Below are 12,951 nucleotides of genomic sequence, written 5' to 3'. Positions count from 1 at the left end.
CGCATGGTCAGCTCCGCACACCGAGCCCTCGACGGCTTCTCCCCCGCGACCCGCGGCTGGTTCACGGGGGCGTTCTCCGCGCCCACCGCGGCCCAGGCCGGGGCGTGGCGCGCCATCGCCCAGGGCTCGGACGTGCTGGTGGTCGCCCCGACCGGCTCCGGCAAGACGCTGGCCGCGTTCCTCGCGGCGCTCGACCAGCTGGCCTCCACGCCGCCGCCCGCCGACCCCAGGAAGCGCTGCCGGGTGCTGTACGTGTCCCCGCTGAAGGCCCTCGCGGTCGACGTGGAGCGGAATCTGCGCAGTCCGCTCACGGGCATCCGCCAGGAGTCGGTGCGGCTCGGCCTGCCCGAGCCGGAGGTGAAGGTGGGCATCCGCTCCGGCGACACCCCGGCCGCCGAGCGCCGCGCCCTGGCCACGCGCCCGCCGGACATCCTGATCACCACCCCGGAGTCGCTGTTCCTGATGCTGACGTCGGCCACGCGCGACGCTCTGACGGGCGTGGAGACGGTGATCCTGGACGAGGTGCACGCGGTGGCGGGCACCAAGCGGGGCGCACATCTGGCGCTCTCCCTGGAGCGCCTGGACGAGCTGCTGCCGAAGCCCGCGCGCCGCATCGGCCTGTCCGCCACCGTGCGCCCGGTGGACGAGGTCGCCCGCTTCCTCTCGCCGCGCCGCAAGGTCGAGATCGTCCAGCCGAAGTCCGGCAAGGAGTTCGACCTCTCCGTCGTCGTGCCTATCGAGGACATGGGCGAGCTGGGCGGCTCCCCGGTCAGCGACGGGACCGAGGGCGCGGAGCGCCCGTCCATCTGGCCGCACGTCGAGGAGCGGATCGCCGACCTGGTCCAGGCGCACCGCTCCACGATCGTGTTCGCCAACTCCCGCCGTCTCGCGGAGCGACTGTGCAACCGGCTCAACGAGATCGCCTACGAGCGGGCCACCGGTGAAGCGCTGGAGGAGCACCACGCTCCCGCCCAGCTGATGGGCGGCTCGGGCGCGGCCCAGGGAGCGCCCCCGGTGCTGGCCCGTGCCCACCACGGCTCGGTCTCCAAGGAGCAGCGCGCCCTCGTCGAGGAGGACCTGAAGGCGGGCCGGCTGCCCGCCGTGGTCGCCACCTCCAGCCTGGAGCTGGGCATCGACATGGGCGCGGTGGACCTCGTCGTCCAGGTCGAGTCACCGCCGTCGGTGGCCTCCGGGCTGCAACGCGTGGGCCGCGCGGGCCACCAAGTGGGCGCCGTCTCCACGGGTGTGGTCTTCCCCAAGTACCGCGGCGACCTCGTCCAGGCCGCCGTGGTCACCGAGCGGATGCGCACCGGCTCCATCGAGTCGCTGAAGGTTCCGGCGAACCCGCTGGACGTGCTCGCCCAGCAGCTCGTCGCCATGACGGCACTCGACACGTGGCAGTTCGACGACCTCCTCGCCACGGTCCGCCGGGCGGCGCCGTTCGCCTCGCTGCCCGAGTCGGCGTTCACGGCGGTGCTGGACATGCTCGCCGGCCGCTATCCCTCCGACGCGTTCGCGGAGCTGCGGCCGCGCGTCGTGTGGGACCGGGTCGCGGGCACGATCACCGGCCGCCCGGGCGCCCAGCGGCTCGCCGTCACCTCCGGGGGCACGATTCCGGACCGGGGACTCTTCGGGGTCTTCCTCGCCGGGGCCGACCCGAAGAAGGGTGGCGGCCGGGTCGGTGAGCTGGACGAGGAGATGGTGTACGAGTCCCGTATCGGGGACGTGTTCACGCTGGGCACCAGCTCCTGGCGCATCGAGGACATCACGCGCGACCGCGTCCTGGTCTCCCCCGCGCCCGGCGTCCCGGGCCGGCTGCCCTTCTGGAAGGGCGACCAGCTGGGCCGCCCACTCGAACTGGGGCGCGCGGTGGGCGCGTTCTTGCGCGAGGTGGGCTCGCTGTCCAAGGAGGACGCACGGCTGAGGCTGCTGGCCGCGGGGCTCGACGCCTGGGCCGCCGACAACGTTCTGTCGTACCTGGACGAACAGCGCGAGGCCTGCGGCCATGTCCCCGACGACCGAACGATCGTCGTCGAGCGGTTCCGGGACGAACTGGGCGACTGGCGGGTCGTGGTGCACTCCCCCTTCGGCGCCCAGGTCCACGCCCCGTGGGCGCTCGCACTGGGGGCCCGGCTGGCCGAGCGGTACGGCATGGACGCCCAGGTCATGCACGCCGACGACGGCATCGTGCTGCGCCTGCCCGACGCCGACCTGATGGGTCTCGACCTGCTCGACCAGGAGCCGATGAAGGCGGGCACGGAATACGACGCCGAGCAGGCGCCCGTCGGCGCGGCGGACGTGGCCTTCGACAAGGGCGAGGTCGACCAGATCGTCACCGACCAGGTCGGCGGCTCGGCGCTGTTCGCGTCCCGGTTCCGCGAGTGCGCCGCCCGCGCGCTGCTGCTGCCGCGCCGCAACCCCGGCAGGCGCACCCCGCTGTGGCAGCAGCGCCAGCGTGCGGCCCAACTGCTCCAGGTGGCGAGCGAGTTCGGCTCGTTCCCGATCGTCCTGGAAGCGGTCCGCGAATGCCTCCAGGACGTCTTCGACGTCCCGGGCCTCGTCGAGCTGATGGGCGACCTCGAGTCGCGCAAGGTGCGGCTCGTCGAGGTCACCACCCCGGAGCCGTCGCCCTTCGCCCGCTCGCTCCTGTTCGGGTACGTCGCGCAGTTCCTGTACGAGGGGGACTCGCCGCTGGCCGAGCGGCGCGCCGCCGCGCTGTCGCTGGACTCCCGGCTGCTGGCCGAGCTGCTGGGCCAGGCGGAGCTGCGCGAGCTGTTGGACGCCGAGGTCCTGACCGAGCTGGAGCGCGAGCTGCAGTGGTTGACCGAGGACCGGCGCGTCAAGGACATCGAAGGTGTCGCGGACGTGCTGCGGCTGCTGGGCCCGCTCACGGACGCCGAGCTGGCGGAGCGCGGCGCCGAGCCGCACTGGGCCCAGGAGCTGGCCGCCGCCCGCCGCGCCATCAAGGTCCGTATCGCGGGCGCCGACCACTGGGCGGCGATCGAGGACGCGGGCCGGCTGCGCGACGCGCTCGGCACGGCACTTCCGGTGGGCGTCCCCGAGGCCTTCACCGAGCCGGTCAAGGACCCGCTGGGCGATCTGCTCGCGCGGTACGCACGCACGCACGGCCCGTTCACGTCGGCGACCGCGGCCGCGCGGTTCGGACTCGGTGTGGCCGTCACCGAGGGCGCGCTGCAACGGCTTTCGGCGTCCGGCCGGATCGTCCAGGGAGAGTTCCATCCCGCGGGGATCGGCCAGGAGTGGTGCGACGCGGCGGTGCTGCGCAGGCTGCGACGCCGTTCGCTGGCGGCGCTGCGGCACGAGTTGGAGCCGGTGCCTGCGGCCGCGCTGGCGCAGTTCCTGCCGCAGTGGCAACACGTCGGCAGCGGACACGGGCTGCGGGGCGTCGATGGGCTGGTGCGTGCCATCGAGCAGTTGCAGGGCGCGTCCGTGCCCGCGTCCGCTCTGGAGAAGCTCGTCCTGCCGTCCCGCGTCGCCCACTACGCCCCCGGGATGCTGGACGAACTCACCGCCGCGGGCGAGGTGGTGTGGGCAGGCGCGGGCGCGCTGCCCGGCAAGGACGGCTGGATCTCCCTCTACCTGGCGGACGCCGCGCCGCTGCTCCTGCCCGCCCCGCACCCGCTGGAGCTGACCGCGTTGCACCAGTCGGTCCTGGACACCCTCTCGGGCGGTTACGGCCTGTTCTTCCGTCAGATCGCCGACCAGGTCCGCGCCACGACGCATCCGGACGTCACTGATCCCCAACTGGCGGAGATCGTCTGGGACCTGGCGTGGTCGGGACGGCTGACGAACGACACGCTCGCACCGATGCGGTCGCTGCTCGGCTCGGGCCGCACCGCGGGCTCCACCGCCCACCGCGCCAAGCGCACGGTCCCGCGCGGACGGTACGGCTCGCTGACGGCCGCCGCCCGCCCCCAGTCCCGTACGGGCCCGCCGACCGTCGCGGGCCGCTGGTCACTGCTCCCCGCCCGCGAGGCGGACCCCACCGTGCGCGCCCACGCCCTGGCCCGGACGCTGCTGGACCGGCACGGCGTGGTGACCCGGGGCGCGGTGGCCGCGGAGGGCGTGGAGGGTGGCTTCTCGGCGACGTATCGTATCCTGTCCGCCTTCGAGGAGAGCGGTCAGGCGCGACGCGGCTATGTGGTCGAGGGGCTCGGCGCCGCGCAGTTCGCGATGGACGGCGCGGTGGACCGGCTGCGCGCGGTGGCGAACGCGCGCGAGCGCGGGGAGCCACTGCCCGGCGCGGGGTCGGGTACCACCGCCGGGAACGGCTTCACGAACGGCTTCACCGGGGGACACGCACACCCGTCCGCCACCGGAGCTCCGGCCGCCGGACGCGGCCCGTTCGACGGCTCGGACGCCCTGTCCGGTACCGGCTACCCCGAGGGCCTGGACGATCCGTCGGGCATCGGTGACCACGACGGTTTCGAGGGTCCGTTCGGCACAGGCTTCGCCGACGCGTTCGACATGGGGTCGACTGCCCCGGACCCGTTCTCGGCCCCCGGTTTCGGAGGCCCGCGCTCAGGCTCCGGCTTCTCCACCGCCGAACCCGGCGCCCGCTCCCCATACGGACGGCAGGGGCAGGGCCTGCCGCCGAACCGCACCCGGGTCACCGGCTCCGCGCGGGCCGTGGTCCTGGCGGCCGCCGACCCGGCGAACGCTTACGGCTCGGCGCTCCCCTGGCCCGAGCCGCCGACGGGTGCCGGACACAAGCCGGGGCGCAAGGCCGGTTCGCTGGTCGTCCTGGTCGACGGGGAGCTCACGCTCTACATGGAGCGCGGTGGAAAGACCCTGCTGGCCTGGCCCTCCGACCCGGAGGCCAAGCCGACGGAGGACGCCCGCCTGCGCACGGCCGCCGAGGCCCTCGGGACGGCCGCCCGGGCGGGCTCCCTCGGCACGGTCACGGTGGAGCGCGTCAATGGCGCCTCCGCCCTCTCGTCCCCGTTCGGCATCCTCCTGGAAGGAGCGGGCTTCATCGCGACCCCGCGGGGGCTGCGCATCCGCGCGTGAGCCTCCGGCACCCTGGCGAGGGCACGACACCGTGGGGCGCGGGCGCCACCGCCGCCTGGACGGTCACGGTAGGAGCCGACAGCCGCGCCACCGTTCCGGCACGCACCCGTCCGGCGCTCCCTCCCCGAGCCCCCAGCGCGCCAGACGTGCCACCCTTGACCCATGCCCGAAGGTGACACCGTCTACCAAGCCGCGAAGCGTCTGCACGGGGCGCTCGCGGGGAAGGTGCTGACGCGTTCCGACCTACGGGTGCCCAAGTACGCCACGGCGGACCTCACCGGCCGCACCGTCCTGGGCGTCACCCCGCGCGGCAAGCACCTCCTCACTCGTATCGAGGGCGGGCTCACGCTGCACTCGCACCTGAAGATGGACGGCTCGTGGAAGGTCTACGCGGCGGGGCAGCGTTGGAGCGGCGGTCCGGCCCACCAGATCCGGGCGATCCTCGGCACCGCGGACCGTACGGCCGTCGGCTACCGCCTGCCCGTCCTGGAGCTGCTCCGCACCGCCGACGAGGACCGCGCCGTGGGCCACCTGGGCCCCGACCTCCTCGGACCCGACTGGGACCCCGGAAAGGCGCTGGAGAACCTGCTGCGCGAGCCTGCCCGCCCCCTCGGCGAGGCCCTCCTCGACCAGCGCAACCTGGCCGGTATCGGCAATGTCTACAAGAGCGAGTTGTGCTTCCTGCTACGGGCGACCCCGTGGATCCCCGTCGGCGACCTCCCCGCCGAGCACACCGCCCGCCTCCCCGGCCTCGCCAAGAGGCTCCTGGAGGCCAACCGCGACCGGCCGGCCCGCAGCACCACGGGCCGGCGCGAGCCGAACCTCTTCGTGTACGGCCGCGCGCCCCGCCCCTGTCTGCACTGCGGCACCCCGATCCAGGTGGCCGACCAGGGCGACGGCTCCCGGGAGCGGCCGACGTACTGGTGCCCGACCTGCCAATGGGGCCCGGTTCCGGCCCCGGGTCCGAAAACGGACCGCCGTAGCACCCGCCACCGCACGACTAATTGACGGTCCGTCAGAAACCCTCGTACCGTCACTGTCATGCCCGTCACGGCGTACGACCTCACCGGACGCACCGCATTCGTCACCGGCGCCGCCAGCGGCATCGGCCGGGCCTCGGCCGTGCTGTTGGCGCAGGCCGGCGCGACCGTGCACTGCGCGGACCGAGACGCGCAGGGCCTGCACGACACGGCCACCCTGATCAAGGACCACGGCGGCACGGCCCTCGTCCACCACCTGGACGTGACCGACCGGGCGCAGCTACGCCAGGCGGTCGGGTCCTGCGAGCGCCTCGACGCGATGGCGGCCGTGGCCGGGATCATGCACAGCAGCCCGGTCCTGGAGACTCGGGACGAGGACCTCGACCGGGTGCTGGCCGTCAACTTCAAGGGCGTGCTCTACGCCTGCCAGGAGGCGGCCCGCCGCATGATCGCGGACGGCACGCGCGGCAGCATCGTGACGATGGCATCGAGCGCCGTCGACACCGGCGGGCCGGGCTTGCTCTGCTACGGCGTGGCGAAGGCGGCGGTGGTGCAGCTGACGAAGACCCTGGCGACCGAGGTCGGACGGCACGGTATCCGGGTCAACGCGGTGGCGCCGGGATGGACCCGTACCCCGATGACGGACCGTCACGGGGAAACCCAGGCGCAGACAGAGGCGTTCATGGCCCGGATGTCACCGCTGGGCCGCGTCGGCGAACCGGAGGACATCGCTCACACGGTCCTGCACCTGGCCTCCGACGCCGCGTCCTTCACCACGGGCCAGATCCTCCGCCCGAACGGCGGTGTGGCGATGCCCTGGTGAGACCTTTGGACGGCTGACCTGCGGACAGCCTTCGCGACCGCCCTGGACAGAGCCCGTAGACGCCCTGGACAGGCCTCATGGCCGCCTTGGAGAGGCCCCGGTGACCACCTCCGAACGGGCCCCGGTAGACATCCCGGACCGGCCCCGGTGACCACCTGCATCAGACCCTGCCGACCTTCTCGAACAGATCTTGGTGACCGCCGCGAACAGGCCCCGATGACCGCCTCGAACAGACCTTGCTGACCCCCTCGAACAAGCCCCGATGACCGCCGCGAACAAGCCCCGGCGGACCCTCCTGGACAGGCCCCGGTGACCGCCTCGAACAAGCCTGGCGACCGCCTCGAACAAACCCTGGCGACCGCCGCGAACGGGCCCTGGTGAGGGGCTCAGGCGGCAACATGCGGTCGGGGCGGCCGTCGACCGCCCCCGGGGGTCCCCTGAACGCCCCCGGACGCCGTCCTGCCGGCCCCGTCCACTCCCCCTTCCCGCCCCGCCCCTCACCCAGAGTGCGCGCCCCTCTCGCGCCCCCGCGCGGCCCGCCACCGGCGGCGCCAGGACCGCGCCCACTGATCCGACCCGGCCGCCCCCACGGCCCGGGCCTTCGGCACACAGTGCACCGGCAGCAGGCTCAGCCCCCACCCCCCGATCGCGACCGCCCCCTCCAGCACCCCGGCATCGGGTGCCAGCACGAGTCGGAGCACCCCCCACCACCACAGCGCACCCAGCGCCAGCGCCACCCCCCAGCGCGCTGTGCGCCCCGCCATGGTCGTCACCTCCAACCCGAGGAACCAGACCCTAGAACGCCGCGTCACGGCCCGGGAGGGCGCACCAGCGGCACACGGGCGCACCGGGCCCTGCCGCGGCCCCCGGCATCCGTCGCACCCGGCGCACCCCGCGCACACCGTCCCCCACAGGGGACGCCGCCCGGGCGCGGAGGTCCCTCGCGGTACTCGGTGCTCACCCGTTCTCCGCCTGGAACATCCAGTGGTGCTTCTCGAGTTCCGCGGTGATGGCGATGAAGATGTCCTGGCTCACGGGATCCGGATCGGCGGTCGCCCCCACCCGCTCCCGCATGCGCGCGATCACCGCGCCGAGCGCCGAAACGAGCGTGCCCACCGCGTCGGTGTCCTTGACCCAGCCCTGGGGCACGTTGCCGATGCCGCTGCCCTGGGCGACCGTCGCGGCGCGCCCGTCCGGCGGGACGCCCAGCGCCGAGGACCGTTCCGCCACGGTGTCGGAGTGCCGCCGCGCGGTGTCGACCACCTCGTCGAGCTGGAGGTGAATGGAGCGGAAGCGTGGCCCGATCACGTTCCAGTGGACCTGCTTCGCCACCAGGGAGAGGTCCAGCAGGTCGACCAGAGCGCCCTGCAGCGCCTCGGAGACGGTCTTGAGGTCCGTGTCGGACAGCGGGCTCTTCACGACGTACATCGGCATCCTCCGCAAGCGTTCGTACGGTCCCGAGCCCCCGCCCTTCCACCATGACCGCACCGTCCGGCCCCGGCAAACGGGACAGACCGCCCACGGAAGCCCGACACCAGGCCACCGTCACCGCGGATGCGCCCCGCTTGCCCGCACGCGCGAGAGCCCCGGCCGCGCCCCTCCGGGTCTCCCCGGAGAAGCCCCGGCCGGGGCTCTCGTACACATCGCCGCCTCACTCGCCCATGCGTGCGAGAATCAGGCGGCGACCACGTCCACTGCCTCGGTGGGCGCCTTGATCGTGACCCGTTCCGGTGGGACACCGGCGACGGACACGGAATTGAGCATCGGGCGACGCACCGGTGCGGGCACCGGCTCGGTGGCCGCCGCAGACTGTGCCAGCTCGGCGAGCGCGAGTTCGTCGCTCACTTCCCGCATGAGCTCGGACATCCGTACGTCCAGCGCGTCGCAGATCGCGGAGAGCAGCTCGGAGGACGCCTCCTTCTGCCCCCGCTCCACCTCGGAGAGATAGCCGAGCGAAACTCGGGCGGACGAGGAGACTTCGCGCAGAGTACGGCCCTGGCGCTGGCGCTGCCGACGCAGCACGTCACCCAGCAGGCGACGGAGCAGAATCATCGGTGGCTCCCTCCTCGGACCGCGAAACCGCATCCTTCACGCCCCACCGTACCGCCTTGCGCCGCGGCCGTGCGGGGAGCGCTGTTGTGTTCACTAAGGGCTGTAAACATCAAGTCCCCCCGTTCTGTTCCGTATCCTGTGCCCGCTCGTTCCCGGTCTGTTCGCCCGCAAGCGCCTCCAGGAGCAGTGCGAGTACGCTCCGTACACTCTCCATACGGATTTCCGCACGGTCGCCGTTCAACCGCAGCGCGACCACTTTCCCGCCACCAAGTTCGTCGGAAACCTCTTCGAACGGCCCGTCCACGGCCACGAAAACCGTGCCGACCGGCTGCCCGTCCTGCGGCTCGGGCCCGGCCACGCCGGTCGTCGCAAGTCCCCAGTCCGCGCCGAGCGTCTTGCGCACGCCGGCCGCCATCTGGGCCGCGACCTGCGGATCCACCGCCCCACGTGCGGCCAGCAGGGTGCCGTCCACACCGAGGACGTCCCGCTTCAGATCAGTGGCGTACGCGGTGACGGAGCCACGGAATGCCTTGGAGGCCCCGGGCGCCGCCGTGATCTCCGCGGCCACCAGGCCACCGGTGAGCGACTCGGCGACGGCGAGCGTCTCGCCTCTCACCGTCAGTAGTCGCAGCACTTCGGCGGCCAGGGAATTCACCGCTCCGCCTCCTCGGCCGCGGCGCGGCGCTCGGCGATTCCACGCCTGCGCAGCACAATGGCCTGTCTCACATAGTCGAGTCCGGTGACGACGGTCAGGACGATCGCCACGGCCATCACCCAGAACCTCAGGGTCGCGAGCCATCCCGTCAGCGCCAGGACGTACATACCGACGGCCACGCCCTGCGTCAGCGTCTTCAGCTTGCCGCCGCGGCTTGCCGGGATCACGCCGTAGCGGATCACCAGGAAGCGCAGCAGGGTGATGCCGAGCTCGCGGCCGAGGATCACGCCCGTCACCCACCACGGCAGGTCGCCGAGCGAGGACAGGCAGATCAGCGCCGCGCCCATGATCGCCTTGTCGGCAATCGGATCGGCGATCTTCCCGAAGTCGGTGACGAGGTTGTAAGTGCGCGCCAGATGACCGTCGAACAGGTCGGTGATCATGGCGATGGCGAAGGCCGCCCAGGCGAACGAGCGCCACGCCGGGTCGTATCCGCCGTCCTGCAGCATCAGCGCGACGAAGCCCGGTACGAGGAGCAGGCGGAGCATCGTCAGGAGGTTGGCGACGTTCCAGACGCTGGCCTGGTTGACCGCGGCGGCCGTCAGCTTGCCGCCCCGCGCCGGGCGTACGCCCTCCTCGACATCGGAATGGGCGTCGGAACGGGCATCGGAGGCACCGGGCGTCCCAGGATTCTGGCCCTGGCCCGGGCCCTTCACCGCCTTGGCTACCGGGACGCCGGAAGCCCCCTTGGCCCCCTTGGCGCCCGAGAGGCCGGCGGCACCGGAGCCGCCCGCCGCGGACGCCGCTCCCCGCGCGCTGGAGGAGCCGCCCGCCGCGGAGGCCGGGATTCCGGTCATCTGCCCGCCTCCTCAGTACAGCCGATCGAGCCGGCAAGCGGCTCGGCCACCAGATCGACACCCTCCGTACCGACCACCTTCGCCTCGACCATACGGCCGACGACAAGGCCTTCGCCGCTCGTGAACAGCACCTGGCCGTCCGTCTCGGGCGCCTGGTGCGCGGCGCGGCCGTAAGCGGCCCCCTCCTCGTCGTCCTCGTCCACCGACTCGACGAGGACGTGCACGGTCTCGCCCACGCGCTCCTCGGCGCGCTGCGAGACCAGCTCCTCGGCCAGCCGGGAGACACGCTCCAGCCGCTCGGCGACGACGTCCTCGTCGAGCTTGTCGTCGTAGGTCGCCGCCTCGGTGCCCTCCTCGTCGGAGTAGCCGAAGACACCGATCGCGTCCAGCCGCGCGTGGTTCAGGAAGCGCTCCAGCTCGGCCAGATCGGCCTCGCTCTCGCCGGGGAAGCCCACGATGAAGTTGGAGCGCACACCGGCCTGCGGCGCCTTGCCGCGGATGGTGTCGAGCAGCTCCAGGAAGCGGTCGGTATCGCCGAAGCGCCGCATCGCGCGCAGCACACCGGGCGCGGAGTGCTGGAAGGACAGGTCGAAGTACGGCATGACCTTGGGGGTCGAGGTCAGCACGTCGATGAGTCCGGGCCGCATCTCCGCCGGCTGGAGGTAGCTGACGCGGACACGCTCAATCCCGTCCACCTCGGCGAGCTCGGGCAGCAGGGAGTCCAGGAGGCGGATGTCGCCCAGGTCCTTGCCGTAGGAGGTGTTGTTCTCGGAGACCAGCATGATCTCCTTGACGCCTTGCTCGGCCAGCCAGCGCGTCTCGTTCAGCACGTCGCTCGGGCGGCGCGAGATGAACGAGCCGCGGAAGGACGGGATGGCGCAGAAGGAGCACCGTCGGTCGCAGCCGGAGGCGAGCTTCACGGAGGCGACCGGGGAGCCGTCCAGGCGGCGGCGCAGGGGCGCGCGGGGGCCGGACTGGGGGGCAACACCCTCGGGAAGGTCCGTCGGGGCGCCGTGCCCCGGAAGGGCCACGTCGGAGACGGACTGCCGCTCCGCCGGGCTGATCGGCAGCAGCTTGCGCCGGTCGCGCGGGGTGTGCGAGGCGTGGATGCCGCCGTTCAGGATGGTCTGGAGGCGGTCCGAGATGTTCGCGTAGTCGTCGAAGCCGAGCACGCCGTCGGCCTCCGGCAGGGCCTCGGCGAGCTCCTTGCCGTACCGCTCGGCCATGCAGCCCACCGCCACGACGGCCTGGGTTCTGCCATGGCCCTTGAGGTCGTTCGCTTCAAGCAGGGCGTCGACGGAGTCCTTCTTCGCGGCCTCGACGAAGCCACAAGTGTTCACGACGGCGACATCCGCGTGCTCGGCGTCCTCCACGAGCTGCCAGCCGTCCGCCTCCAAACGGCCTGCGAGCTCCTCCGAGTCCACCTCGTTACGGGCGCAGCCAAGGGTGACGAGTGCGACGGTACGGCGTTCAGGCATGGGCTCAAGACTACTTCGTCCCGCTGACACCCCACGTCGACGGGGTTGGCCGATCTTGGCCAACCCCGTGTGTACGTACCCCTTGAGCCCGCTTGGGCACCCTTCGGGCGCCCTGGGCGACCGTCATCCGGTGACGGGATCGCCCTTGGTGTAGGTCAGGCGCTCGACCGCGCCGGGCCGGAAGTCGTCCTGGATCTTCTTGCCATTGACGTACAGCTGGACGGCGCCCGCGTCGCCGAGGACCAGGTCGATCTTCTCCTTGTCCTGGAAGGTCTGCGAGTCGCCCTTCTTGAGCAGTCCGTCGAAGAGGGTCCTGCCGTTGTGATCCTTGGCAGCGATCCAACTGCGGCCGTCGACGGCGCTGACCTGGACGGTCACCTTGTCCCGGGGCGCGGCCGCGATGGCGCTGTCGGACGGCTCGGGCTTCTGATCGGCGGGCTTGCTGTTCTTGGGCTTGGGCGAGGCGTGCTTGCTGGTGGTCGGCGTGGAGCCCTCGGCGACCTGCGTCTTCGTACCGTCCCCGCCACCGGTGCCCTTGACCACGGTGAACCCGACGAAACCGATCACCGCGACGATCGCGGCGACCATGGCCGCCGTCCAGTTGGGCCCGCGCCGTTCAGGGCGGATACGTTCCGCCTCGAAGAGCGGAGCCGCGGGGGTCGGGGCGGGACGTCCGCCGTGCTCGGCGGCGTACCGTTCGAGCAGCGGGGCCGGGTCGAGGTGCACGGCCCTCGCGAGCGTGCGAAGGTGACCGCGGGCGTAGACATCCCCGCCGCAGGGGGCGAAGTCGTCCTGTTCGATCGCGTGCACGATGGCGACACGGACCCGGGTGGCGTTGCTGACGTCGTCGACGGTCAGCCCGGCCGCGATGCGCGCCTGTTGCAGGGTTCGGCCGATCGAGAGGCGATCCGACGCGCGGGCGTCATCGCGATCGCCGTCGAACGGACGGGCGTCCTCAGGGAAGTTGCCGTCAGGGGAGTTGCCGATGGACACGGGGGCGCCTTTCGAGCGTGTAGCCACCTGTGCTGGACGTTCAGTCTAGGGTGGGTACGAAAGGGTGGGGCAACCGGGCGGT

At 72.5% G+C, this 12,951-nt stretch carries 10 protein-coding genes; 3 read left to right on the top strand and 7 right to left on the bottom strand.

The annotated features are described in order from the left end of the window. Positions 1-3 precede the first annotated feature (3 nt). From Q2K21_RS08895 to Q2K21_RS08885, 3 genes are all read left to right on the top strand, one after another. Complete coding sequence (locus Q2K21_RS08895; protein WP_310768439.1) at positions 4-5,031, top strand: ATP-dependent helicase; 5,028 nt, start codon at positions 4-6, stop codon at positions 5,029-5,031. 162 nt (positions 5,032-5,193) lie between these two features. Next, positions 5,194-6,039, top strand: coding sequence for an Fpg/Nei family DNA glycosylase (locus Q2K21_RS08890; RefSeq protein ID WP_310768436.1), 846 nt, complete (start codon positions 5,194-5,196; stop codon positions 6,037-6,039). 33 nt (positions 6,040-6,072) lie between these two features. Beyond that, the gene (locus Q2K21_RS08885; protein ID WP_310768433.1) at positions 6,073-6,834 is read left to right on the top strand and encodes an SDR family NAD(P)-dependent oxidoreductase; all 762 of its coding nucleotides are present in this window, start codon (positions 6,073-6,075) and stop codon (positions 6,832-6,834) included. Between the two features lie 497 nt (positions 6,835-7,331). Here Q2K21_RS08885 and Q2K21_RS08880 read toward each other — a convergent pair whose 3' ends face one another. The 7 genes from Q2K21_RS08880 to Q2K21_RS08850 all read right to left on the bottom strand — a co-directional run bounded on the left by Q2K21_RS08880 (position 7,332) and on the right by Q2K21_RS08850 (position 12,869). Continuing rightward, a complete protein-coding gene (locus Q2K21_RS08880) occupies positions 7,332-7,598 on the bottom strand; it encodes a hypothetical protein (protein WP_310768430.1) in 267 nt (88 codons plus the stop codon). Between the two features lie 193 nt (positions 7,599-7,791). Continuing rightward, positions 7,792-8,262, bottom strand: a complete 471-nt coding sequence (locus Q2K21_RS08875) for a Dps family protein (RefSeq protein ID WP_310780749.1) — start codon at positions 8,260-8,262, stop codon at positions 7,792-7,794. Between the two features lie 246 nt (positions 8,263-8,508). Beyond that, positions 8,509-8,886, bottom strand: coding sequence for a helix-turn-helix domain-containing protein (locus Q2K21_RS08870; RefSeq protein WP_055511872.1), 378 nt, complete (start codon positions 8,884-8,886; stop codon positions 8,509-8,511). Positions 8,887-8,995: 109 nt separating this feature from the next. After that, a complete protein-coding gene (locus Q2K21_RS08865) occupies positions 8,996-9,541 on the bottom strand; it encodes a CinA family protein (RefSeq protein WP_310768426.1) in 546 nt (181 codons plus the stop codon). Continuing rightward, the gene (pgsA, locus tag Q2K21_RS08860; protein WP_310768423.1) at positions 9,538-10,398 is read right to left on the bottom strand and encodes a CDP-diacylglycerol--glycerol-3-phosphate 3-phosphatidyltransferase; all 861 of its coding nucleotides are present in this window, start codon (positions 10,396-10,398) and stop codon (positions 9,538-9,540) included. The genes Q2K21_RS08865 and pgsA overlap by 4 nt, the downstream gene beginning before the upstream one ends. Beyond that, positions 10,395-11,876: a 30S ribosomal protein S12 methylthiotransferase RimO gene (gene rimO / locus Q2K21_RS08855; RefSeq protein ID WP_310768419.1), complete on the bottom strand. Its 1,482-nt coding sequence runs from the start codon at positions 11,874-11,876 to the stop codon at positions 10,395-10,397. The genes pgsA and rimO overlap by 4 nt, the downstream gene beginning before the upstream one ends. A gap of 123 nt (positions 11,877-11,999) precedes the next feature. After that, positions 12,000-12,869, bottom strand: a complete 870-nt coding sequence (locus tag Q2K21_RS08850) for a helix-turn-helix domain-containing protein (protein WP_310768416.1) — start codon at positions 12,867-12,869, stop codon at positions 12,000-12,002. Positions 12,870-12,951: the final 82 nt, after the last annotated feature.

Origin of the sequence: Streptomyces sp. CGMCC 4.7035, from assembly GCF_031583065.1 — a bacterium.
Taxonomy (GTDB): Bacteria; Actinomycetota; Actinomycetes; order Streptomycetales; family Streptomycetaceae; genus Streptomyces; species Streptomyces yaanensis.
This window is presented reverse-complemented; position numbering and strand designations above follow the sequence as displayed.